The 25,144-nt window shown below is 73.1% G+C and carries 14 protein-coding genes; 9 read left to right on the top strand and 5 right to left on the bottom strand.

Going from position 1 to position 25,144, the window contains the following annotated elements; translation table 11 throughout:
- The first annotated feature begins 55 nt into the window (after positions 1-55).
- The 4 genes from AB0N04_RS07285 (at position 56) to AB0N04_RS07270 (ending at position 5,099) form a co-directional block, all read left to right on the top strand.
- The gene (locus tag AB0N04_RS07285) at positions 56-1,423 is read left to right on the top strand and encodes an L-serine ammonia-lyase (RefSeq protein ID WP_360204750.1); all 1,368 of its coding nucleotides are present in this window, start codon (positions 56-58) and stop codon (positions 1,421-1,423) included.
- Positions 1,424-1,693: 270 nt separating this feature from the next.
- Positions 1,694-3,517 carry a hypothetical protein gene (locus AB0N04_RS07280; protein ID WP_360204748.1) on the top strand — a complete coding sequence of 608 codons (1,824 nt, stop codon included), beginning with the start codon at positions 1,694-1,696 and terminating at the stop codon, positions 3,515-3,517.
- A 102-nt stretch (positions 3,518-3,619) separates the two neighbouring features.
- Positions 3,620-4,165, top strand: coding sequence for a hypothetical protein (locus tag AB0N04_RS07275; RefSeq protein ID WP_360204746.1), 546 nt, complete (start codon positions 3,620-3,622; stop codon positions 4,163-4,165).
- Between the two features lie 187 nt (positions 4,166-4,352).
- Positions 4,353-5,099: a hypothetical protein gene (locus AB0N04_RS07270; RefSeq protein ID WP_360204743.1), complete on the top strand. Its 747-nt coding sequence runs from the start codon at positions 4,353-4,355 to the stop codon at positions 5,097-5,099.
- 894 nt (positions 5,100-5,993) lie between these two features.
- On the opposite strand, the gene AB0N04_RS07265 is transcribed toward AB0N04_RS07270, so the two are convergent.
- From AB0N04_RS07265 to AB0N04_RS07250, 4 genes are all read right to left on the bottom strand, one after another.
- Entirely contained in the window at positions 5,994-6,986 is a 993-nt protein-coding gene (locus AB0N04_RS07265; protein WP_360204738.1) for an EamA family transporter, read from the bottom strand.
- A gap of 588 nt (positions 6,987-7,574) precedes the next feature.
- Positions 7,575-8,072 carry an ATP-binding protein gene (locus tag AB0N04_RS07260; protein WP_360204735.1) on the bottom strand — a complete coding sequence of 166 codons (498 nt, stop codon included), beginning with the start codon at positions 8,070-8,072 and terminating at the stop codon, positions 7,575-7,577.
- A gap of 322 nt (positions 8,073-8,394) precedes the next feature.
- The gene (locus tag AB0N04_RS07255) at positions 8,395-9,612 is read right to left on the bottom strand and encodes an Ig-like domain-containing protein (RefSeq protein ID WP_360204733.1); all 1,218 of its coding nucleotides are present in this window, start codon (positions 9,610-9,612) and stop codon (positions 8,395-8,397) included.
- A 332-nt stretch (positions 9,613-9,944) separates the two neighbouring features.
- On the bottom strand, positions 9,945-11,219 hold the full coding sequence (locus AB0N04_RS07250) for an Ig-like domain-containing protein (RefSeq protein ID WP_360204730.1): 1,275 nt from the start codon (positions 11,217-11,219) through the stop codon (positions 9,945-9,947).
- A gap of 399 nt (positions 11,220-11,618) precedes the next feature.
- Between AB0N04_RS07250 and glgX the strand changes: the two genes are divergently transcribed.
- The 3 genes from glgX (at position 11,619) to AB0N04_RS07235 (ending at position 17,636) form a co-directional block, all read left to right on the top strand.
- Positions 11,619-13,835: a glycogen debranching protein GlgX gene (gene glgX / locus AB0N04_RS07245; RefSeq protein ID WP_360204728.1), complete on the top strand. Its 2,217-nt coding sequence runs from the start codon at positions 11,619-11,621 to the stop codon at positions 13,833-13,835.
- A gap of 124 nt (positions 13,836-13,959) precedes the next feature.
- The gene (locus tag AB0N04_RS07240; RefSeq protein ID WP_360204726.1) at positions 13,960-15,807 is read left to right on the top strand and encodes an ABC transporter ATP-binding protein; all 1,848 of its coding nucleotides are present in this window, start codon (positions 13,960-13,962) and stop codon (positions 15,805-15,807) included.
- Positions 15,804-17,636 carry an ABC transporter ATP-binding protein gene (locus AB0N04_RS07235; RefSeq protein ID WP_360204723.1) on the top strand — a complete coding sequence of 611 codons (1,833 nt, stop codon included), beginning with the start codon at positions 15,804-15,806 and terminating at the stop codon, positions 17,634-17,636. The genes AB0N04_RS07240 and AB0N04_RS07235 overlap by 4 nt, the downstream gene beginning before the upstream one ends.
- 81 nt (positions 17,637-17,717) lie before the next feature.
- Here AB0N04_RS07235 and glgP read toward each other — a convergent pair whose 3' ends face one another.
- Complete coding sequence (gene glgP, locus AB0N04_RS07230) at positions 17,718-20,399, bottom strand: alpha-glucan family phosphorylase (RefSeq protein ID WP_360204721.1); 2,682 nt, start codon at positions 20,397-20,399, stop codon at positions 17,718-17,720.
- Between the two features lie 1,033 nt (positions 20,400-21,432).
- Between glgP and AB0N04_RS07225 the strand changes: the two genes are divergently transcribed.
- Together AB0N04_RS07225 and treS are read left to right on the top strand one after the other, a co-directional pair.
- Positions 21,433-23,388, top strand: coding sequence for an alpha-1,4-glucan--maltose-1-phosphate maltosyltransferase (locus AB0N04_RS07225; protein WP_360204868.1), 1,956 nt, complete (start codon positions 21,433-21,435; stop codon positions 23,386-23,388).
- Positions 23,385-25,109, top strand: coding sequence for a maltose alpha-D-glucosyltransferase (gene treS, locus AB0N04_RS07220; RefSeq protein WP_360204719.1), 1,725 nt, complete (start codon positions 23,385-23,387; stop codon positions 25,107-25,109). Before AB0N04_RS07225 ends, treS begins: the two co-directional genes overlap by 4 nt.
- Positions 25,110-25,144 lie beyond the last annotated feature (35 nt).

Genomic DNA, 25,144 nt, shown 5'->3' with positions numbered 1-25,144 from the left:
CCGTGTCGTCCCCCGCCCGCCCGTACTTCCACGAGACCAGACAAGGACGTCCCCCGTGGCCATCAGCGTCTTCGACCTCTTCTCCATCGGCATCGGCCCGTCGAGTTCCCACACCGTCGGCCCGATGCGCGCGGCCCGGATGTTCGCCCGCCGCCTGCGGTCCGAGGGCATGCTGGACGGGGTGACGAGCGTGCGTGCCGAGCTGTACGGCTCGCTGGGCGCCACCGGCCACGGACACGGCACGCCGAAGGCCGTCCTGCTGGGCCTGGAGAACAACTCCCCCCGCACGGTCGACGTCGACCAGGCGGACAAGGACGTCGAGCGGATCACCGCCGAGAAGCGGATCAACCTGCTCGGCGACCACCCGATCGACTTCGACCCCGACACCCAGCTCGTGCTGCACCGCCGCCGCTCGCTGCCCTACCACGCCAACGGCATGACCCTCTGGGCCTTCGCGGCGGACGGCTCCACGCTGCTGGAGAAGACCTACTACTCGGTCGGCGGCGGCTTCGTCGTCGACGAGGACGCCATCGGCGCGGAGCGGGTCAAGCCCGACGACACCGCGCTGCGCTACCCCTTCCGCACCGGCGAGGAGCTGCTGCGGCTCACCCGGGAGACCGGGCTGTCGATCTCCGGCCTGATGCTGGAGAACGAGAAGGCCTGGCGCTCCGAGGAGGAGATCCGGACCGGCCTGCTGGAGATCTGGCAGGTCATGCAGGAGTGCGTGCGGGCCGGCATGTCCCGCGAGGGCATCCTGCCCGGCGGCCTCAAGGTCCGCCGCCGGGCCGCCGCGGCCGCCCGGGCGCTGCGCGCCGAGGGCATCGGGCCGGCCAACGCGATGGAGTGGGTGACCCTCTACGCGATGGCGGTCAACGAGGAGAACGCCTCCGGCCGCCGGGTCGTCACCGCGCCGACCAACGGCGCGGCCGGGATCATCCCCGCCGTCCTGCACTACTACCTGAACTTCATCCCGGGCGCCGACGAGGACGGCATCGTCCGCTTCCTCCTCGCGGCCGGTGCCATCGGCATGCTGTTCAAGGAGAACGCCTCCATCTCCGGTGCCGAGGTCGGCTGCCAGGGCGAGGTCGGCTCCGCCTGCTCGATGGCCGCCGGCGGCCTCGCCGAGGTCCTCGGCGGCACCCCCGAGCAGGTCGAGAACGCCGCCGAGATCGGCATCGAGCACAACCTCGGCCTCACCTGCGACCCGGTCGGCGGCCTGGTCCAGATCCCCTGCATCGAGCGCAACGGCATGGCCTCGGTCAAGGCCGTCACCGCGGCCCGGATGGCGCTGCGCGGCGACGGCCGCCACCACGTCTCGCTCGACAAGGCGATCAAGACCATGAAGGAGACCGGCGCCGACATGAAGATCAAGTACAAGGAGACCTCGCGCGGCGGCCTCGCCGTCAACGTCATCGAGTGCTGAGCGGCTTACCACCGCAGCGCCGAGCCCCCGGACGGGCACCGTCCGGGGGCTCGGGCGTTCCGGGGGGCTCCCTCGCCCTCTCTCTTGCCCTCCCCCTCTCGCCCTCCCCCTCGGCAGGGCCTCTCGTGGGCTCCTCGTGGGCCCCTCACGGGTGTCTCGCCGGTTCTCGCGGGCCTCTGGTGCGCTGCCGGAAATACCGCCGTACCGCTGGCCGGCCGCGGACAACTGGGCCATAATCTGCGCGAGTTGGTTCACCACCGGGGGGAGTGGATGACCTACCAGCCGTACCACGCCGCCGCGCGGGCCACCGCGACCGCACCGGCCACCACAGCCGCGCAAGCCGCCACAGCCACGCAGGGGCCGCCCGGCCACGCCTTCTCCGAGGCCACCAGACTGCTGTCCGCCGGGGTCTACCTGGACCCGGAGCTGCGCCGGCGCGTCGTCTCCGAACTGGTCGAGCACGAGGAGCGCTCCGTCCCGCCTTCGCTGGGCTTCGACCTCGTCACCGTCCTCGCCCACGCGCTCCGGGCCCGGGCGCTGGAGTTCCGCACCGGCGCCGTCCTGGCGGCCGTCTGGGCCGGCTTCTTCGTCACCGCCTACCTGCCGCTGCTCACCCACCCGCCGTCCTCCGGCTACGGCTCCTCCCGCCCGTACCGCGTCGCCGGCGACTCCTCCGCGGGCAACACCTTCGACGACCTCACCCGGTACGCGACGCCCTACCTGGCGAACACCGCCCTCCTGTACGCCCTCGCCTGCCTGCTGTCCTGGTACGCCAAGTCCCCGGACGTCCGCGAGGACGCCCTGTACGCGCCCGCCGCCCCCGCCGTCGCCCGGCCCGCCGCCCGGCGCCCCGCCAACGGGCTGCTGTCGCTGGCCGCCGGCGTCGCCCACGCCCTCTACTGGGTGGTGGCCCTGCTCGCGCTGCGGGACTCCCACCTCCTCGGCGTGCTCTTCCCGCTGGCGCTCGCCGCCACCGTCTGGGTGCACCGGCTGCTCGTCGCCGGCACCGTGCGCCGGGAGCTCAACCGCGAGGACTTCCTCCGGCTCCGGCCACGACAACTACCCGCCGGACCGCGCTACGCCCGGATCGGCGCCGCGATCGGCGCCGAGCAGTACTCGCCGCTCGTCGTCTACGACCCCGCCGACCCGTTCCTCGGCGCGGGGACCCCGTACCAGCCCTGGTCGTTCGTCCTGGAGCTGAAGCGCCGCAGGACCGGGCCCGCCGCCGCCCCGACCGCTCCCGCCACGGCCGCTCCCGCCCCGACCGCTGCCGCCGCGGCCTCCCCGGCCGGGGAGCTCACCGCCCGCGCCGTCCTCGACCTGATCGTCCCGCGGCTGCTCGCCCTGCGGCAGGCCACCGCCTCGACCAGCCTGGACCGGCTGCGGGACATGGAGGTCCAGGAACTGGTCTTCCTGCCGTACGGCCCGCGCCGCGCCGACGTCCCGCGCGACCAGGAGACCGTCGCCCGGCACCTGGCCGCGGCGGTCGACGAGGGCGCCGAACGGCGCCGGCACTTCCTGCGGGTGCGGGTCGGCGCCTGGGACGAACAGGTCGTGCTGTCCGTCCTGCTCCGGGTGCACACCCAGGGCCGGCTGCTGGTGCTGGAGGTCGTGCCGCACGTCCTCGGCCCCGTCCGCCGCGACTATGAGCTGCTCGCCGACGCGGCCGCCCTGCGCGGCACCCGGCTGAACGGCGGACGCCCCGCCGTGTCGGCGTTCACCGCGGGGCCCGCCGCACTGCGCGCGCTCCGGCACCCCGGCGGCGCGGCCGGCGGGGACGGCGAGGCCGTGGTGGCCGCCCGGCCGGTCGTCTCCGTGCGCGAGCTCGCCGCCGAGCCGACGGTCTCGCTCTTCCAGGAACTGGACGTCAACCGGTACGTGAAGACCATCGAGGAACGGATCATCGACGGCGTCCGCGAGGCACTGCACTCCGAGGGCTACGAGACCGGACGCTTCGAACAGACCGTCGTCCAGGTCCTGGACGGCGGGATCCACATCGGGTCGATGAGCGGCGGCGCGGTCGCCTCCGGCCCCGGCGCCACCGCCCGGCACAGCCCCACGCCCGAGGGACCGCACGGGGAGAAGACCGCGTGACGCGTGGACAGCGTGACGAGGGAACGGCATGACGAGTGGACGGCTTGACGAGGGAACGGCATGACGAGTGGACGGCTTGACGAGGGAGCGGGGAGACCGGCGATGAACGGTGGAACGGACGGGCGACAGCCCGGGCAGGCCGAGCAGGGCGGGGTGAGCGGCGGGGTGTCGATCGGGCACCTGTCCGGCGGGGCCGTCGCGGCCGGCGACCGGGCGAGTGCGGAGGACCGGTCCCAGCACTCCGGAGCGGCCGCACCCGCAGCCGGGCCTCCGGCGGGCGTGGAGGTTCCGACCGCGGTCCCCGGCGGGATCGCGGTCGGCGCGATGAGCGGCGGCGCGGTCGCCTCCGGCCCCGACGCGCGGGCCGTCGACTCCTCCGTCCACCTCGACCCGCAGACCCGCCTGCTGCTCACCTCCGTCCGGCAACTGAGCGCCCAACTCCCCCTGCTCGCACGGGCCGAGGGCGACGGCGTGGACGAAGTGGCACACGAGCTCGACGCCGTCCGCACGGCCGTCGAGGAGACGGGCACCGCCCCCCGCACCCGCCTGGAACGGCTGCGGGACCTCCTTCGGGGCTCGGCCACCGTGGTGTCCGGCCTCGCCTCGGCGCTCGCCGTCGTGCAGGCGATCGAGGGACTGCTGGGCTGAACCGGGACGAGGGACGACGGGGGGAGCGGGCGTGGGGATCCACTGGGACGCGGACCGGCAGCAGTGGGTGACGGTGCCCGACGGGGGTGCGCCGCCACCGCCACCGCCACCACCACCGCCACTGCCTCCGCAGGCGCCGGCCGAGCCTCCCCCGCTGACGACGTCCGGGCCTTCGAAGTCGCCGACCGTGCCGAAGCCGCCGAAACGCCGTCCGCGCGCCGAGGGCGGCGGGGCCCCGGGGCTGCGGAAGCGGCGGACGATCGTGCTGGCGGCCGTCCTCGGGGTGCTGATCGGAGCGCTCGGGGGCGGCGCCGGGTACCTGTTGACGCGGCACGAGGGTTCGGGCGCGGCTGCCGGGCCGGGCTCGGCCACGACCGCGGCACCGGCGGCGCCCGCCCCGTCCACGCCCTCCCCGTCGGCAGCCTCCCCGTCGGCGGCGCCGACCGACCCGGCCACCGCCACACCAGCTCCCACGCCGACCCCCACCGGACCGCAGCTCAGACTCGTCCAGGACCCGGCGGGCTTCGACCTCCTCGTACCGGACGGCTGGAAGCGGCGCACGAAGGACCCCTCGGTCTTCTACGACTCCCCCGACGGCACCGGCCTGATCCAGGTGTTCCCGATGGGCGAGTTCACCCCGTACGACCGGGCCGTGGCCACCGACGCCGACCTCGCCCGGAACCCGTCCGGCTTCCCGGGCTACCACCGGATCCGGCTGGAGCAGACGCCCGGCGGCGGGGCCGAACTCGAGTACGCCTACAACCTGGGCGGCGGAGTGCGCCGCGTGGTCGACCACATCCTGGTCGGCCCGGACGGGCAGGCCCACGCCCTGCTGGTGGCCGGGCCTGAGGCGAGCTGGCCCAGCCCCTCCGGGGACCTCCTACACTCCGTGGTCGGCTCCTTCTGCCTCACGGGGCACTGCCCGTCGGGCTGACTCCCACCGCCGTCAGGTCCCCGAAGAAGGCCCTGATGTCGGCGATCAGCAGGTCCGGCTCCTCCACCGCAGCGAACTGGCCGCCCCGGTCCGGCCCCGTCCAGCGCGTCCGGTCGAGGCGGTCGAGGCGGTGGAGGCGGTGAAGCGGGTCCTCCGGATCGGCGTCCGGAACAGCGATGCGAGACGGGTGAGTGCCCGCGGACACGCCCGAGTCCCGGCGCCGCCGAAAACTATGTAGACCGGTCGATATATTCCCCCTCAGCCACCCCAGGCCCACCATGCGGCACCACGCCCCGCCCCACACGTAGACGGCCTACACATCACCCTCGCGGCGCAGGAAGTCGGCCGGCCCGACTTCCTGCGCACCGAACCCGCCGCCCGGGAACTTTTCTCTAGACCGGTCTACATATTCCTCCCACCCTCCCACCAGGCCGCCAGGCGGCCGCATGGGAAGTCGACCTAACCGACTTCCCGTGCAGAGCGGCCGGGCCATGACCTCACGGGCGCCGGAGCCACGGACCCCGGCGCCGGCACGCCCGACGCCTCGGCCGACGACGCGGCCGAGGCCCGTCGGCGCGCGCCGACCGTGCAGGAAGTCGGCCGGGTCGACTTCCCGTGCACGTCGATCTCCGCTGGCGGCAGACTTTCTCTAGACCGGTCTACATATTCCTTCCGCCCTGCCCGCCTGAGCCGACAGGCGGCCGCATGGGAAGTCGATCAGTCCGACTTCCCATGCTGGGGCCTCACGGGCGGGACGGGGTCACAGCCGGGGGCGCGCCGGGACCGGGGCCTCACGGGCGGGGCGGGGTTACGGCCGGGCGCGCCGGGACCGGCGGCAGAGGCGGGGCGGGGTCACGGCCAGGCGCGCGCCGGGGCCGGCGGCGGAGGCGGCGGTCAGGTGGTGGGTGAGCGGTCGGGGCGGCGCCGGCGGCCGGAGGTGGGGAGGGTGAGGACGGTGATGGCGGCGGCGAGGATGGCGAGGCCGACCCAGGAGGCGGCGGGGAGGCGTTCGCCGAGCGCGACGACGCCGAGGAGGGCGGCGACCGCGGGTTCGGCGAGGGTGAGGGTGGTGGCGGTCCGGGCGGAGGTGTGGCGCAGGCCGTGACCGAAGAGCCGGTAGGCGAGGAAGGTGGTGACGACGCCGAGGTGGAACACCACGGCCGCACCCCGAGCCGTGGCGAGCCACCCCAGGTCACCGAGCAGCAGCACCGGCAGGACCAGCAGCGCCGCCCCGCCGAACATCGCCCCCATCACACCGGCGGACGGGTGGCCGCGGGTGATGAGCTCGCTGCCGACGAGCGAGTAGGCGGCGTAGGAGAGCCCGGCGAGTGCGGCCAGCAGCACGCCGACGAGGTCCACGGTCGTTGCGCCGCCGTCGAGTTGGGGCCCGAGGACGAGGACGGCGCAGCCCAGGACGGCGGTGGCCGTGGCGCCGGCCCAGCGGCCGCTCGGCCGCCCCTGCCGGGCGAGCCAGCCGAGAAGGCCCGCGAAGACGGGTGCGCTGCCGAGGGCGATCACGGTGGCCACGGCGACGCCGGTCCGGGTCACCGCCGGGTAGAAGCCGACCGGGTACCCGACGACGGCCACCGCACCGAGCGCGAGCAGCCGGCGTTCGCGGCGGTCGCACGCCCGGGGCAGGTTCCTGGCGCTGCGGGTGGAGAGGAGGAGCAGCAGTCCGCCGAGGACGAGCGCGGCGGCGCCGATGCCGACCGCCGAGGCGCCCGTGGGGGCCAGCGAGGCAGCGGTGCCGGTGGTGCCCCAGATCAGGGCGGCGGTCAGGATCGGCAGCGGCCCGACGAGGGGCCGGTTCCGGCGGGTGGCGCCGGTGCGGGAGGTGCGGGAGGTGCGGGAAACGAGGCGCGCGGGAGCGCTGGTGCGGTTCGGCACGATCGTGAACTTCCGTCGTCGGAATCCGTCAGGAGGAGTCGGATGCGGAACGGGCGCACGTCGTCGACCCGGCGCCGGCGGAGGCCGGGCACGGGGTTTCGTCGGGCTGGGACCACCAGCGCGGGCGCCCGCTCAGGTGGACAGCGGTGGCAGCGAGACGCGCCAGTACGGGTTCACGGGCCCGATGCTACCCAGTCGGCGGTCGCCGGGCGGCAGGAGTGGGTCGATCATGAATATTCACAGGTAACAGCGTTAACCTATGCAAAATCCAAAGGTGAACTAGGTTACAAACCTTGTAATCCAAGACGCCCGGTTTGCCCACATGCTGAGATCCGTGCGATAGTCAGGGCATCGAACTTCGACTGGCCCGACCTGGCGCAGTCGACGCCCATCGCGCGGCACGCACCCCCTTGGCCGGCGCGATGACTTGCAGGGGCCCCCACACGCCGGACCACGGCGACGCAGGGGGCCCCGCGTGTTTTCCGGCTCGAGCGCTCCGCCCCACGCGCCCTCGCGCAGCCCCCGCACGCCCGTCCGGCCCTGCCGCGCCGGGGCCGGGACCACGGCCGCGCCAGGACCAGGACCGGCTCAGTGCCGCTCGCGGACCTTCAGCTCGAACCAGACGCCCTTGCCACGCGGCAGCAGGTCGGCGCCCCAGCGGTCGGCGAGGTCGTCGATGACCCGCAGCCCCCGCCCCCGCTCGTTCACCGGCCGCGGCTCGGCGAGGATCATGCAGGGCAGGGCCCGGGAGGAGTCGCGGACCTCGACGCGCAGCCAGCCCGGCTTGCGGCTGACCTGGAGGCCGATGGTGCGGCCGGCGGCGTGCCGGACGGCGTTGGAGACGAGTTCGCTGGTGAGTAACTCACCGGCTTCCAGGTGCTGGTGGAGGTCCCAGGCCTCCAGGGCCGAGAGCACCAGCCGGCGGGCCACCGGGCCGGACTCGGGCCGGGACGGCAGCCGCACCTCGTTCGGCGCGGACGGGTCGCACAGCCTGCCGCAGTACATCTCCTCGAGCTCCTCGGAGCTGAGCCGCTCGAGTGCCGCCAGCGCGCCCTGGACATCGATCCACGACGTCTCGGCGACCAAGCCGGCCCCGGGAACCGATGACTGATCTGTTTCGCCCCAACCCGCCATGCGGTCCATCATTGCGGAACGCAAGCAGCCGCGTACGGACAATGAGCAAACGATCTCCCCCGCGTCGGCATATGCCGGGTGCAAGCCGACGGCCGGACGGGGGGCGCCGCACCGCCGGGAGGAGACCCGCGGCCCCTGGCCGCCCCGGCCGCCCCGGGCCGGTGGAGCGGGCGACCCGGGCCGCTCGCGCGTCAAGCCCGGGTTGCCACGAACGCACTCCGGCCAGGCAGTTCCGACCGGGACGTTGCCCACCGGCGGGTTCCTGCCGGCGCTGCTACCAGGCGCTCCAGGCGAGGTTCCAGCCGCTCAGGCCGTTCGCCGGGTCGAGCGTCTCCTTCTTGGTGGAGTTCTTGACGATCACCACGTCGCCGACGATCGAGCTGTCGTAGAACTTGCCCATCGACGTGGAGTCCCCGCCGCCCTTGACGTCCTTGAGGCCGACGCAGCCGTGGCTGACGTTGTCCTCGCCGAAGGCGTCGCTCCAGTAGTTGCCGTGCACGTAGGTGCCGGAGGTGGTCAGCCGCATGGAGTGCGGGACCTGGAGGTCGTAGGGGGCGCCGGTCATGCCGGGGAGGGTGCTGGACTGCATCCGCACCACGCCCTCCTTGGCCATGACGACCATGGTCCCGTTCCAGGTGGGGTGGTCGGGCGAGCCGGAGGTGATGTCGATCCGGGACGGCTGGCCGTCGCCGTGGTCGACGGTCATCGTGTGCGCGGCGGCGTCAACCGTCGAGACCTGGGATCGCCCGATCGTGAAGGGCTCGTCCCGGTCGGTGCCGTACACCCCGGGGGCGATCTCGACGTTCTTGAGCCGGTAGTGCACGACCACCTTGGTGCCGGGCTTCCAGTACTTCTCGGGGCGGAAGTCCAGCCGGCGGTCGTCGAACCAGTGGCCCTTCACCTCGGTGCCGTTGTCGGTCTCGAAGGTGATGCCCTTGGCGACGTCGGCCTTGTTCTTGACGTCCTTGCTGAAGTCCACCGAGACGATCATGCCGACGCCGTACGTCGCGTTGTCGTCCACGTTGTCGGAGGCCTTGGCGAGGGCCGTCGGCGTCAGCGTGGTGAAGCTGCTGTCCGCGGTGGCGACCGCGCCGTCGGTGTCCGCGGCCATCGCGCTCACCTGGTAGGCGGTGCCGACCGCCAGGGCGGCCGACGGGGTCCAGCTGGAGCCGTCGGCGGCGATGGTGCCGGGCACCTCCTTGCCGGACTTGTCGCTGACCTTGACGGTGGTGAGCTTGCCGCCGGTCGCCCCGATCTTCAGCGCGTTCGGCGCGACGTCCACCGAGCCGGCCTTGGGCTGGATGTCCACCACGGCCCTGGACACCTTCGGCACGGTGCTGGTGGGCGCCGCCGCGGACGGGGAGGCGGCCGCGCCGGCCCCCAGGTCGGCCTTGGCCGCGCTGCCCGCGGCGTTCCCGCCGCCCCCGCCGCCGCACGCGGCCGTCAGGGCCATCGCCCCGCCGACCAGACCGACGGCGGCCACCCTGCGCATTCTGCGTATCGACCTCAACGTCGATCCCTCCCTCTGAAACCCCGCGATGAAGACCCCGCACCCGGAGCCACGGCCCGGGAGACCCCGGAGCCACCGGCCCCGGAGACCCCGGGCCGGAAGGCCCCGAGCCTGACACCCCGTACGCACGGCGGAAGCCGCGCGAACACGACGGACCTGACCACTACACGCACCGGCCACCGGAAAGGTTGCGCCATCCGGGGGCCGGTGCGCCCCGGGAACGCGAGCGGCCCGACCCCAACGGGTGAGGATCGGGCCGCTCGTCCGAACTGTGCTGACGAACCGGGACTACCCGGCCCGCCGGCGGGCAGGAGTTACCAGTTCGCCCAGCTGACGTTCCAGCCGCCCAGCCCGTTGGAGGGCGAGACGGTCTTCTCCTTGGTGTTCACGATCTTGACGACGTCGCCGACCATCGAGTCGTTGAAGAACTTGCCCGCGACGGAGGCGTCGCTGCCGCCCTTCTCGTCCGCCATCGAGACGCAGCCGTGGCTGGCGTTGGTCTTGCCGAACGGGTTGGCCCAGTAGTTGCCGTGCACGAAGGTGCCGGAGGTGGTCAGCCGCATGGCGTGCGGGACGTCCTGGATGTCGTACTCGCCGCCGAGACCGACGGTCTGCGAGTTCATCCGGGTGACCTTCTCCTTGGACATGATCACCATCGTCCCGCCCCAGGACGGCGTGGCGTCCGCGCCCAGGGTGACCGGGACGGTGGTGGACTTGCCGTCCCGCTCCACGGTCATCTGGTGCGACTTGGCGTCCGCGGTGGAGATCTGGGAGCGGCCGATGGTGAACGGCTCGTCCTTGTCCACGTCGCCGTAGACGCCCGGGGCGACCTCGACGCTCTTCAGCCGGTACTTGATGGTGACCTTGGTGCCCGGCTTCCAGTACTCGGCCGGACGGAAGTCCAGCCGGTTGTCGCCGAACCAGTGGCCCTTCACCTCGGTGCCGTTGTTGGTCTCGAACGTGATGCCCTTGAGGACGGCGTCCTTGTTCTTCACGTTCTTGCTGAAGTTCACCGAGACGATCATGCCGACGCCGTAGGTGGAGCCGTCGCTGATGTTGTCGTTGGTGGAGACCTTCTTGTCCGGCGTCAGCGTGGTGAACGAGGTGGTGGACGCGGCCACCAGGCCCTCGGCGTCCTTGGCCTGCGCGTTCACCTTGTACGCCATGCCGACGGCGAGCGTCGCGGCGGGCTTCCAGCCGGTGCCGTCCGGGGTGATCGCGCCCTCGACCGGCTTGCCGTTCTTGTCGGTCACCTCGACCGTGGTGAGCTTTCCGTTCGAGACGGAGACCTGCAGGGCGTTGCTCGGGGCGACGTCCTGGGCACCGTCCTTCGGCTCCACGGCGAGCACCGCGGCCGAGGTCTTGGGCTCCGCGGAGGAGCCGGCCGGCGCCGCCGTCCCGTTCGCGCCCGCGGTCGCCGCGGGCGCGGCGTTGTCGCCGCCGCCCCCCGAACCGCCCGAGCCGCCCTTGTCGTCGTTGCAGGCCGCGGTGAGCAGCAGCACCCCGCCCATGACCAACGCCATCGCCCCCCTGCGCCCGTAGCGGCTGGCGGTGCGTATCGCGGCGTCGGCCGTCTTACCCGTCTTCACGGTTTCTCCCCTCCCGGTGTCCACTCTCTTGACGCGCTGAGTGCCCCCATGAGTTGCACCGGACGCCGATCTTTCGCACCGGTGTGCGGTGCGCCGGAGCAGGATAGCCGGGCCGTATGAGGGAATCCCGAGCGGAGGTGGGTGGAGACGCGGTGAACCGGCGGTGACGATCGTCCGAAGCCACCGGCACGGCGCCGCGCCCGGGCGCGGCACCCGGGCGCCCGCAGGCCCACAAGCCCGCAGGCCCGACAGCCGGACCACCGAGGGCGCCACCGGGCGGACACGCGCATCCCGACCGCCATCCGCCGGTAAGCCGCCGTTCAGCTGCTTCCGATCAGCGCAATCCGGGAAAGAGGAAGTGCACGGGGTCCGGGACACCCCGCCAGGGAGGGTACGGCCATGGCGTCAGGGCAGGAGCTGGAAGCCGGTGCGCGGGCGTCCGGCGGGGTCGCCGCCGAACCACCGTGGCCCGGCAGCTGGCAGCCGCTCGGCGCCCGCCACCGCACCGACCACCTCGGCCGCCGCGGCACCAACTTCGCGCTCTGGGCGGCCGGCGCCGAGGCGGTCGACCTCTGCCTGTTCGACGAGGAGGGCCGGGAGAGCCGGCACCGCCTGGCCGAGCAGGACTTCCAGATCTGGCACGGCTTCCTGCCCGGCGTGCTCCCCGGCGCCCGGTACGGCTTCCGCGTGCACGGCCGGTGGGACCCGTGGACGGGCGCCCGCTGGAACCCGGCCAAGCTGCTGCTCGACCCGTACGCCCGCGCCGTCGACGGCTGTTACACCAGTCACGACGCGGTCTGCGCGGCGGTGCGCAACTGGCCGGAGCGGGACGTCGCCGACACCGTCCGGGACAACCGCGACTCGGCCCGCTACGTGCCCAGATCCGTGGTCGTCCACGACGACGACGACTGGTACGACGACCACCGCCCCAAGACGCCCTGGGCCGAGACGGTGCTCTACGAGCTGCACGTGCGCGGCTTCACCATGCGCCACCCCGACGTCCCGCCGCAGCTGCGCGGCACCTACGCGGGCCTGGCCCACCCCGCCGCGATCGCCCACCTGACCGGACTCGGCGTGACGGCCGTCGAGCTGCTGCCGGTGCACCAGTTCGCCAGCGAGGACCACCTGCAGTCCCGCGGCCTGGTCAACTACTGGGGTTACAACACGGTCGGCTACTTCGCCCCGCACGCCGGCTACTCCGCCTCGGGCTCGCGCGGCGGCCAGGTCGGCGAGTTCAAGCGGATGGTGCGCGCGCTGCACGCCGCCGGGATCGAGGTGATCCTCGACGTGGTGTTCAACCACACCGCCGAGGGCGCCGAGCTCGGCCCGACGCTCTCGCTGCGCGGCATCGACAACGCCGCCTACTACCGGACGGCCCCGCACCGGCCGCGCGGCTACGCCGACTACACCGGCTGCGGCAACACCCTGGACACCCGCCGACCGCAGGTGGTCCGGCTGGTCACCGACTCGCTGCGGTACTGGGTCACCGAGATGGGCGTGGACGGCTTCCGCTTCGACCTGGCGGCGGCCCTCGTCCGCGGCACCGACGGGGTGGACATGGACCACCCGTTCCTCGCCGCCGTCTCCCAGGACCCGTTGCTCAGCCGGGTGAAGCTGATCGCCGAGCCGTGGGACGTCGGCCCGGGCGGGTACCAGGTCGGCGGTTTCCCGCCGCTGTGGGCCGAGTGGAACGACAAGTACCGGGACACCGTCCGGGACTTCTGGCGCGGCGCCCGCCCGGACGTGCGCGAGCTGGGCTACCGGCTGTCCGGCTCCTCCGACCTCTACCAGCGCGGCGGGCGCCGCCCGTACGCCTCCGTCAACTACGTGACCGCGCACGACGGCTTCACCCTGCGGGACCTGGTCAGCTACGACCGCAAGCACAACGAGGCCAACGGCGAGGCCAACCGGGACGGCACCGACGACAACCGCTCCTGGAACCACGGCGCCGAGGGCGAGACCACCGATCCCGAGGTCAACGCCCTGCGGCTGCGCCAGTTGCGCAACCTGATGGCCACCCTGCTGCTCTCCACCGGCGTCCCGATGATCACGGCGGGGGACGAGCTGGGCCGCACCCAGGGCGGCAACAACAACGCCTACTGCCAGGACAACCCGACGAGCTGGCTGGACTGGTCGCTGCTCGCCGAGGACGCCGATCCCGGCTGGCGGGAGCTGTGCGGGCTGACGGCCCGGCTGATCCGGCTCCGACGGGCCCACCCCGTCCTGCGGCAGCGGGCGTTCTTCTCCGGCCGGGCCACCGCCCCGGGCGGCCAGCCGGACCTCGCCTGGTTCACCCCGCTCGGCAAGGAGATGACCGAGGCCGACTGGTTCTCCCCGACGGCCTGCCTGGGCATGCTGCTGTCCGGCGCCGCGATGTCGGAGCGGGACGGCACCGGGTGCCCGGCCCGGGACGACAGCTTCCTGCTGCTGCTCAACGCCGGCCACGAACCGGTGGTGTTCACGCTGCCCGGGGAGCCCTGGGCCGCCCCGGAGGAGGCGTACGAGACGGTGGTCGACACGGCCGCCGCGGGCTCCGGCGAGCCGTTCCCGCGGGGCGCGGTGGTGCTGGGCGGGCGCTCGCTGCACCTGCTGCGCGCCCCCGCCCCGCACGCGTAGCGCCGGTCGTCGGCGTCCGGCGCCCCGTGCCCGCGGGCACGGGTGGCCGGTTCTCGCCGCACCGCCCTGACAGGGGTGAAAAACCGGATGAGAAATGACGCCGCCTCGTCCTACCCTCACGACGATGGCCGAGAACAGACAAGACGACGACACCACGACCGGGCGCCGCCGCTCCACGGTCCGTTCCCTGCTGCGCCTGTGGCCCTACGCGCGGGCCGTGCGGCGCCGGTTGGCCGTCTCGGTGGGCTCCGCCGTGCTGGCCATGCTGAGCGTCCTCGCCGTCCCGCTGGTCCTCGGCCGGATCGTCGACGGACCGCTCGCCCACCACGACCTCGCCGGGCTCTGGCCCCTGGTCGGCCTGCTGCTGCTCCTCGGCCTGGTCGAGGCCGCACTGTTCTACACCCGCCGGGTGGTCCTGGCCCGCCCGCTGGCCGGGTTGGAGACGGCCATGCGCGGCGACCTCTTCGCCAAGCTCCAGCGGCTGCCGATCTCCTTCCACGACCGGTGGGGATCCGGCCAGCTGCTCTCCCGGGCCACCGCCGACATGTACACCATGCGGCTGTTCCTGGCCTTCCCGCTGGTCTTCCTGATCGTCAACTCGGTGATGTTCCTGGCCGGCACGGCGGTGATGTTCACCCAGGACTGGCGCCTGGCCCTGATCACCCTGCTGCCCGCCGTCCCGCTGTTCCTGCTGACCCGGCGCTTCGAGCACGGCTACTCCGGCGCCTCCCGGCTCGCCCAGGACCAGAACGGCGACCTCGCCACCGTCGTCGAGGAGTCCGTCCTCGGCATCCGCATCCTCAAGGCCTTCGGCCGGCACCGCTCGATGGCCGAGCGCTTCCGCGCGCAGTCCCACGAGCTGCGCCGCACCGAGCTGCGCAAGGCGGGGCTGCTGGCCAACCTGTGGGCGGTCATCGTCGGCCTGCCGGAGCTCGCCCTCGGCTGCGCCCTCGCCGCCGGCGCCTACCTGGTCGCCCACGACGAGCTGAGCGCCGGCACCCTGGTCGCCTTCCTCTCCACCGCGCTCGCGCTGCGCTGGCCGGTCGAGTCGCTCGGCTGGTTGCTCGCCTATGCCAACGAAGCCGCCACCGCCACCGACCGCTTCTTCGAGGTGCTGGACGAGCCCGAGGACGCCGACCGCCACACCGCCGACGGCCCCGGCCCGACCTCCGGACAGGGCTCCGGCCCCACCGCCGACGGCATCCGGTTCAGCGGCGTCCGCTTCCGCTACCCCGACGCCCCGGACGACACCCCCGACCTGCTGGCCGGCATCGACCTGCACGTCCGCAGCGGCGAGACGATGGCCCTGGTCGGCGCCACCGGCAGCGGCAAAACCACGCTCACCGCACTGCTCCCCCGCCTCTACGAGGCCACCGGCGGCACCATCACCCTGGACGGCCGGGACATCCGCGAGCTGTCCCGGGAGCGGCTGCGCGAGCTGGTCGCCGTCGCCTTCGAGGAGCCCACCCTGTTCTCCGCCACCGTCCGGGAGAACGTCCTGATGGGCGCCCCCGGCGCCGGCGAGGAACGGCTGCGCTCCGCCCTGTCCACCGCCCAGGCCGGCTTCGTCGACAAGCTCCCGGCCGGGGTGGACACCGAGGTCGGCGAGCAGGGCCTGAGCCTGTCCGGCGGGCAGCGCCAGCGGCTGGCGCTGGCCCGCGCCGTGGTCGGCGACCCGGCCTTCCTGGTGCTGGACGACCCGCTCTCCGCGCTCGACGTGCACACCGAGGCGCTGGTCGAGCGGGCGCTGCGCGAGGTCCTCGGCTCCACCACCGCCCTGGTGGTCGCCCACCGCCCGAGCACCGTGCTGCTCGCCGACCGGGTCGCGGTGCTCGCCGACGGCCGGATCGAGGCCGTCGGCACCCACCAGGACCTGCTGCGCGACTGCGCGCACTACCGCGAACTGATGTCGGGCGAGGCCGCCCTCCTGCCGGACGGCCCCCTCGTGCTGGAGAAGGGGCCTGCCCGATGACCACCACCGTCGAGCCCGCGCCGGTCGCGGAGGAGGAACTGCCGCCTCCCCCGGCCGACGAGGAGGACATCCCCGTCCCGCCCGGCGCGCCGGGGGCACTGCTGCGCTCGCTGCTGGGCCCGCACCGGGCCCGGATCGCCGTCGCGATGGTGGTGATCCTGGTCCAGCAGGCCGCCCTGCAGTCCGGCCCGCTGCTGGTCGCCGTCGCGATGGACCGCGGCATCCCGGCGCTGCGCGGCCACGACGCCGGGCCGCTGGTCGCGGTGGTCTGCGCCTACCTGGGCTGCGCGCTGCTCAGCCCGCTGCTGCAGTGGGCGTTCATCAAGATCAGCGCCCGGGTCAACCAGGACATCCTGCTGGAGCTGCGCGGCCGGATCTTCCGGCACGCCCAGCGGCTCAGCCTGGACTTCCACGAGCGCTACACCTCGGGCCGGATCATCTCGCGCGCCACCAGCGACGTGGACGCGCTGCGGGAGCTGCTCTCGGAGGGCCTGCAGGAGCTGCTGACCGTCTTCCTGTCGCTCTGCTACATCTCGGTGCTGCTGCTGGTGCTGGACTGGCGCCTCGGTCTGGTGTCCCTGGTGTCGATCCTGCCGCTGGCCCTGATCGCCCGGTCCTTCCGCCGCCGCTCCCGCCGGGTCTACCGCCGCTCGCGCACCTCGGCGGCCTCGCTGATCGTCCGCTTCACCGAGACCATGAACGGCATCCGCCCGGTGCAGGCCTTCCGCCGCGAGCGGGCGAACGACGCGGCCTTCGCCGTGGTCAACGAGCGCTCCGCCACCGCGACCGCGGACGGCCTGCTGGAGATCGCCCGGTACGTCGGCCTCTCCCGCGCCACCGCCAACGTGTGGACCGCCGGCATGGTGCTGCTCGGCGCCTACCTGGTCACCGACGGCACGCTGGAGCTGGGCGTGCTCACCGCCTTCGTGCTCTACCTGCGCCGGCTCTACGACCCGATCGACCAGCTGGCGATGTTCCTGAACAGCTACCAGTCGGCCGCCGCCGCGCTGGAGAAGATCGCCGGTCTGCTCGCCCACGAGCCGACGGTGGCCGAGCCCGCCGAGCCCGCCGACCTGCCGCCGGCCGCCGGCAAGGGCCGCGAGGTCCGCTTCGAGCGGGCCCGCTTCGCCTACCGCACCGGCAAGGAGGTGCTGCCGCCCTTCGACCTGCTGATCCCGGCCGGACAGACGGTGGCGGTGGTCGGCGCGACGGGCGCCGGCAAGTCGACGGTCGCCAAGCTGCTGGCCCGCTTCTACGACCCGACGGACGGCCGGATCCGGCTGGACGGCGTCGACCTGCGCGACCTCGCCACCCCCGAGCTGCGGCGCGGGGTGGTGATGGTGACCCAGGAGTCCTTCCTGTTCTCCGGCACCGTCGCCGAGAACATCGCGATCGGCCGCCCCGGCGCGACCCGCGAGGAGGTCGAGCAGGCCGCCCGGGACATCGGCGCGCACGAGTTCGTCGCCGCGCTCCCGGACGGCTTCGACACCGACGTGCGCAAGCGCGGCGGCCGGATCTCCGCCGGCCAGCGCCAGCTCGTCGCCTTCGCCCGCGCCCTGCTCGCCGATCCCACCGTGCTGATCCTCGACGAGGCGACCAGCTCGCTGGACGTCCCCGGCGAGCAGGCCGTCCAGCGGGCCATGCGCACGGTGCTGGCCGGGCGGACGGCCGTGATCATCGCGCACCGGCTCTCCACGGTGGAGATCGCCGACCGCGTCCTGGTGATGGACCAGGGCCGGATCGTCGAGGACGGCTCCCCGCAGGAGCTGGTCGACGGATCCGGCCGCTTCGCCGCCCTCCACCGGGCCTGGCGGGACAGCCTCGTCTGAGGTGTGCCCGGTGCCGCCGGACGCACCGGGGGCGTGCCCCGTGCGCGTCCGCGGCGCCGGGGCACGCCCTCGGGCGGCTCGCTAGCGCAGCACGCCCGCGTCCATGCCCACCGACTCGGCGGGCAGCGCGACCAGTCCCGGCTCGGCCGGGGAGGCGAGCCGGGGGTGGGTCGGCAGCACCCGGACGGTGTAGCCGAACGGGCCGGTCCGGCAGAGCTCCAGCGAGCCCTCGTAGCGGGTCCGCCCGTCCAGGTCGGGCCCGCCGACCGGCTTGAGGGCGAGCACGCAGGCGTCCGAGATGCCGTCCGACTCGTCGACCCGCCCGGAGACCGCCTGCACCTCGACGTCGCCCGGCGCGAGCGCCCCGAGCGCGACCTGCACCCGCAGCGCCAGCGAGCTGCCGAGCTCCTGCGCCTCGTCCGGGCAGTCCGCCTCGACGTGCTCGACCCGCACGGCCGGCCAGGCCTCGCGGACCCTGGCCTTCCAGGCGGCCAGTTCCTGGGCGCCGCGGTGGGCCGAGCCCGCCAGCTCCCGCTGGGCCAGCGCCGCCGGGGTGTACAGCCGGTCGACGTACTCGCGGACCATCCGCCCGGCCAGCACCTTGGGCCCGAGGGTCACCAGGGTGTGCCGGACCATCGCGATCCAGCGGTGCGGCAGCCCGTCCGCGCCGCGGTCGTAGAAGCGGCCGGCGACCTGCTCCTCGATCAGGTCGTACAGCGCGGCGGCCTCGATGTCGTCGCGCCGCTCGGCCTCGCCGCTGTCCGGGTCGAGCACGCCGCCGGTCTCGTCGGCGGTCGGGATCGCCCAGCCGTTCTGGCCGTCGTACCACTCGTCCCACCAGCCGTCCAGGACGGACAGGTTGAGGCAGCCGTTCAGCGCGGCCTTCATCCCGGAGGTGCCGCAGGCCTCCAGCGGGCGCAGCGGGTTGTTCAGCCAGACGTCGCAGCCCGGGTAGAGGAGCCTCGCCATCGCCATGTCGTAGTCCGGCAGGAAGACGATCCGGTGCCGGACGGCCGGGTCGTCGGCGAAGGCCACCATCTGCTGGATGAGCCGCTTGCCGCCGTCGTCGGCCGGGTGGGCCTTGCCGGCGACCACGATCTGCACCGGCCGGGTGGGGTGCAGCAGCAGCGCCCGCAGCCGGTCCGGGTCGCGCAGCATCAGGGTGAGCCGCTTGTAGGAGGGCACCCGGCGGGCGAAGCCGATGGTGAGCACGTCGGGGTCGAGCACCGAGGAGACCCAGCCGAGCTCGGCCTCGCCGGCGCCGCGCTGGCGCCAGGAGGCGCGCAGCCGGCGGCGGGCCTCCTCGACGAGCTGGGCCCGCAGGCTGCGGCGCAGGTCCCAGATCTCGGTGTTGCCGATCCGCTCCAGGCCCGTCCAGCGCTTGGCGTCACCGGTGGTCATGGCGTCCTCGGCGCGCTCGGCGCCGATCTCGGCCGCGCCGAGCCGGACGACCGCCGGGTCGATCCAGGTGGCGGCGTGGACGCCGTTGGTGACCGAGGTGATCGGCACCTCGGCGGCGTCGAAGCCGGGCCAGAGGCCGTTGAACATGGAGCGGCTGACCTCGCCGTGCAGGGTGGAGACCCCGTTGGCGCGCTGGGCGAGCCGCAGGCCCATGGCGGCCATGTTGAAGAGCTTCGGGTCCCCGCCGCGCCAGGTCTCGGCGCCGAGCGCGAGCACCGGGTCGACCGGGACGCCGGGGAGCGCGGCGTCGCCGCTGAAGTGCCGGGCGACGAGCTCGCGGTCGAAGCGGTCGATGCCCGCCGGGACGGGCGTGTGGGTGGTGAAGAGGGTGCCGGCCCGGACGGACTCCAGGGCGGCGGCGAAGTCGAGGCCGGCGCCCTCGGGGGCGGCCGGGCCGGCGGCGACCAGCTCGCGGATCCGCTCGACGCCGAGGAAGCCGGCGTGGCCCTCGTTGGTGTGGAAGACCTCGGGGGCGGGGTGCCCGGTGAGCCGGCAGTAGGTGCGGACGGCGCGGACGCCGCCGATGCCGAGGAGCATCTCCTGGAGCAGCCGGTGCTCGCTGCCGCCGCCGTAGAGGCGGTCGGTGACGTCGCGTTCGGCGGGCGAGTTGGCCTCGATGTCGGAGTCGAGGAGCAGCAGCGGGACGCGCCCGACCTGGGCCTTCCAGACGTGCGCGGCCAGGGTGCGGCCGCCGGGCAGGGCGAGGTCGACCCGGGCGGGCGTGCCGTCGGCCTCCCGGAGCAGGCTGACCGCGAGTTCGTCCGGGTCGAGCAGCGGGTAGCGCTCCTGCTGCCAGCCGTCCCGGTTGAGGGACTGCCGGAAGTAGCCGTGCCGGTAGAACAGTCCGACGCCGATGATCGGGACGCCGAGGTCGCTGGCGGCCTTGAGGTGGTCCCCGGCCAGGATGCCGAGCCCGCCGGAGTACTGGGGCAGCGCGGCGGCGATGCCGTACTCGGGCGAGAAGTAGGCGATCGCGGCGGGCGGCGGGGTGGGGCCGGCCTCCTGTTGGGCCTGGTACCAGCGCGGGCCGGTGAGGTACTCGCGCAGGTCCTCGGCGAGGTCGCCGAGTCTGCGCAGGAAGCGCCGGTCGGCGGCGAGCGCGGCGAGCCTGGCGGCCGGGACCTCCCCGAGCAGCCGCACCGGGTCCTCGCCGGTCGCGGCCCAGACCTCCGGGTCCACGGACCGGAAGAGGTCCCTGGTCTCGGGGTGCCAGGACCAGCGCAGGTTGAGGGCCAGCTCGTGCAGCGGCTGGAGTTGTTCGGGCAGGACGGTGCGGACGGTGAATCTGCGGATTGCCTTCACGGCGTGAAGCGTAGCCGTGACGGCCGTCGTGGCAGTGCGTCAAGTGGCCTATTGGGCATCCGTTCGGGCTATTGATGAGATCGCATTCGGCGCATTGGTCTGCACAGGGGGCGCGCGAGGCGCACATTCCGGGGGTCCGCGCTACCAATGCGTGAACACTGCGGAACAGGTCCATTTCCGATGGCGCATCCACTCAGGACAAAGCCCGAAACTACTGTCGTACCGCTGCAAAAGTCTTGTCGCCGGTGCGAGGATGACCCAGGGTCGTAGCTGCTGCGGGGAGTACGGCGACGGGTGGCGTCCCCCTCGAAGCAGCACGTCCGAATCCTTTTCGCGTTGATCGTTCCCCTTCCCTCTTAGCCCGTTCGGCGCTCACCGCGCACCGACGCGTGTCCTCGTGCTCGGGCTGCTCGTTCACGGGTGGACCGGGTCGCCCAGGGGCGTGCCCCTGGAGGCGTGCGCCGGGACGCGCGCGGGCTCCGGGGCCTCCCGCCGCGGGCTCGGCGGGCGCCGGGCGGTTGCCGGGGACGGCGGCGCGGGCAGGCTTCCGGTCGCACGTCCTCCCCACCCAGCAGTCCTCCGGTACTCCCCTGGCCCAGCCCGGCCCGCGGGAGTTGCCGCCGATCTCGGGCAGGAGTTTGGCATGCACGGCGACACGCGGGACCAGTCCACACCGGTGGCCGAAACCATCGACGCAGCGGTCGCGGAATCCGCCGGACGGACGGATTCTGACACTCGGACAGACCCGGCGATGCCGGCGCCCCGGGCCGGGGCGGTCCGGACCGAGCCGGCCGACGCGGCCCGACAACCCGGGGCCGAGGACGGCCGGACGGCGGCTCCGCGCAGGCGCACCACCACGACGCGCCGCACCGCCGCCACCGCGAGGAGCGCGGCGGAGCCCGCCGCCACGGCGGCCGTCACCCCGAAGGCCGCCACCCCGAAGGCCGAGGCTGTGCCGCGCAAGGCCGAGGCCGCGCCGCGCAAGGCACCCGCCCGCAAGTCAGCCGCCCGCAAGACGACAGAGAGCGACACCGTGATCGGCCGCATCCCCGTCCTGGACGTCAGCCCCCTCGTCGACTCCGGCCGCCGCCCGGCCAAGGCCGTCGTCGGCGAGACCTTCCTGGTCACCGCCACCGTGTTCCGCGAGGGCCACGACGCCGTCAACGCCAACGTGGTGCTGCGCGACCCGCGCGGCCGCAGCGGCCCCTGGACACCGATGCGCGAGCTCGCCGAGGGCACCGACCGCTGGGGCGCCCACGTCACGCCGACCGCGCCCGGCCGCTGGTCGTACCTGGTCGAGGCGTGGAGCGACCCGATCGCGACCTGGCGGAAGACCGCGGCGGTGAAGCTGCCCGCCGGCATCGACACCGCGCTGGTCCTGGAGGACGGCGCCCGGCTGATGGAGCAGGCCGCGGCCGGGGTGCCGAAGAAGGAGGGCCGCGCGCACGTGCTGGCCGCCGCCGACGCGCTGCGCGACCCCGGCCTGCCGCCGCTGTCCCGGCTGGCCGCCGCGCTCGCCCCCGAGGTGCTGGACCTGCTGGCCCGCCACCCGCTGCGCGAGCTGCTCAGCGCCTCCCGCCCGCTGCCGCTCCAGGTGGACCGCGAACGCGCCCTGTTCGGCTCCTGGTACGAGTTCTTCCCCCGCTCGGAGGGGGCGGTGGTGGACCCGAACGGGGTCGAGCCGCCGCGCTCGGGCACCCTGCGCACCGCCGCGGAGCGGCTGCCGGCCGTCGCCGCGATGGACTTCGACGTGGTCTACCTGCCCCCGGTCCACCCGATCGGACGAGCCTTCCGCAAGGGCCCCGACAACACCCTGACGGCCGGTCCGCACGACGTCGGCTCGCCCTGGGCGATCGGCTCCCCGGAGGGCGGCCACGACGCCGTCCACCCGGACCTCGGCACCATCGAGGACTTCGACCACTTCGTCGCCGAGGCCCGCGCGCTGCACCTGGAGGTGGCGCTGGACTTCGCCCTGCAGTGCTCCCCCGACCACCCGTGGGTGAACAAGCACCCGGAATGGTTCAGCCACCGCTCGGACGGCACCATCGCGTACGCCGAGAACCCGCCGAAGAAGTACCAGGACATCTATCCGATCAACTTCGACCAGGACATGGACGGAATCGTCAAGGAAACCGTCCGCCTCCTCCGGTTCTGGATGTCCCACGGCGTCCGGATCTTCCGCGTCGACAACCCGCACACCAAACCGGTCGTGTTCTGGGAGAAGGTGCTCGGCGACATCGCCCGCACCGACCCGGACGTCGTCTTCCTGGCCGAGGCCTTCACCCGCCCCGCGATGATGCACACCCTGGCGAAGATCGGATTCCACCAGTCGTACACGTACTTCACCTGGCGCACCACCAAACCGGAACTCACCGACTACCTCACCGAACTCACCGGTGACGCCGCCGCCTACATGCGGCCCAACTTCTTCGCCAACACCCCGGACATCCTGCACGGCTACCTGCAGCACGGCGGCCGGGCCGCCTTCGCCGTCCGCGCCGTGCTCGCCGCCACCCTCGCCCCCAGCTACGGCGTCTACGCCGGCTACGAGCTGTTCGAGAACGAGCCGGCCCACCCCGGGTCGGAGGAGTACCTGCACTCGGAGAAGTACGAGCTGCGCCCGCGCGACTGGACCCGCGGCGACTCCCTCGCCCCGCTGCTCACCGTGCTGAACCGGCTGCGCCGGCGCCACCCCGCCCTGCAGCAGCTGCGCGACCTGCGCTTCCACCCCACCGACAACGACCAGGTGCTCGCCTACTCCAAGACCGCGACCACCCCCGAGGGCATCACCGACCAGGTCATCACCGTGGTCAACCTCGACCCGCACCACGTGCAGGAGGCCACCGTCACGCTCGACGGCGATGGCCCGTTCGCGGTGCACGACGAGCTCACCGGCGCCGTCTACACCTGGGGCCGGCACAACTACGTCCGGCTCGATCCCTCAGCCGAGCCGGCTCACCTCCTCACGGTTCGGAGGAACCCAGCGTGACAGTGAACGAGCCCGTCCCCGACACCTTCCCGGAGACCTCGAAGAAGAACCTGGACCCGGAGTGGTTCAAGCGTGCGGTCTTCTACGAGGTGCTGGTGCGGTCCTTCCAGGACAGCAACGGCGACGGGGTCGGGGACCTCAAGGGGCTCACGGCCAAGCTCGACTACCTGCAGTGGCTCGGGGTCGACTGCCTCTGGCTCCCGCCGTTCTTCGCCTCGCCGCTGCGCGACGGCGGGTACGACGTGGCCGACTACAAGTCGGTGCTGCCGGAGTTCGGCGACATCGCCGACTTCATGGAGTTCGTCGACGCCGCGCACGCCCGCGGCATGCGCGTGATCATCGACTTCGTGATGAACCACACCAGCGACCAGCACCCGTGGTTCCAGGCCTCCCGGGCGGACCCGGACGGCCCGTACGGCGACTTCTACATGTGGGCCGACGACGACAAGCAGTACCCGGACGCCCGGATCATCTTCGTCGACACCGAGACCTCCAACTGGACCTACGACCCCGTCCGCAAGCAGTACTTCTGGCACCGCTTCTTCTCCCACCAACCGGACCTCAACTACGACAACCCCCGGGTCCAGGACGAGATGATCGCCGGGCTGCGGTTCTGGCTGGACCTCGGCATCGACGGCTTCCGGCTGGACGCGGTGCCGTACCTCTTCGCCCGCGAGGGCACCAACTGCGAGAACCTCCCGGAGACCCACGAGTTCCTCAAGCGGGTCCGCAAGGAGATCGACGCCGACTACCCCGACACCGTGCTGCTCGCCGAGGCCAACCAGTGGCCCGAGGACGTCGTCGACTACTTCGGCGACTTCACCGCGGGCGGCGACGAGTGCCACATGGCGTTCCACTTCCCGGTGATGCCGCGGATCTTCATGGCGGTGCGGCGGGAGTCGCGCTACCCGGTCTCGGAGATCCTCGCCAAGACCCCGCAGATCCCCAACGGCTGCCAGTGGGGCATCTTCCTGCGCAACCACGACGAGCTGACCCTGGAGATGGTCACCGACGAGGAGCGCGACTACATGTACGCGGAGTACGCCAAGGACCCGCGGATGCGCGCCAACGTGGGCATCCGCCGCCGGCTCGCCCCGCTGCTGGAGAACGACCGCAACCAGATCGAGCTGTTCACCGCCCTGCTGCTCTCCCTCCCCGGCTCGCCGGTGCTCTACTACGGGGACGAGATCGGCATGGGCGACAACATCTGGCTGGGCGACCGGGACGGCGTGCGCACGCCGATGCAGTGGACCCCGGACCGCAACGCGGGTTTCTCCTCCGCCGACCCGGGCAGGCTCAGTCTGCCGCCCATCATGGACCCGGTGTACGGCTACCAGGTGACCAACGTCGAAGCGCAGCAGAGCAGTTCGAGTTCGCTGCTGCACTGGACGCGTCGCATGATCGAGATCCGCAAGCTCAACCCGGCGTTCGGCCTCGGCACCTACACCGAACTGCCCTCCAGCAACCCCGCCGTGCTCGCCTTCGTGCGCGAGCACGAGGGGGACCTGGTCATGTGCGTGAACAACTTCTCGCGGTTCGCGCAACCGACCGAACTGGACCTGCGGCAGTACGGCGGACGGTACCCGGTCGAACTGATCGGCGGGGTGCGCTTCCCCTCGATCGGCGAGTGGCCCTACCTGCTCACCCTGGCCGGCCACGGCTTCTACTGGTTCCAGCTCCGGCAGCCCCCGCGCCTGAGCGGGACCAGGCGCTCGAAGTAACGATCCGCCGCACCCGGCCCGCACCGCACCACCAG

The sequence above is a fragment of the Kitasatospora sp. NPDC051702 genome (assembly GCF_040681575.1).
GTDB lineage: Bacteria > Actinomycetota > Actinomycetes > Streptomycetales > Streptomycetaceae > Kitasatospora.
This window is presented reverse-complemented; position numbering and strand designations above follow the sequence as displayed.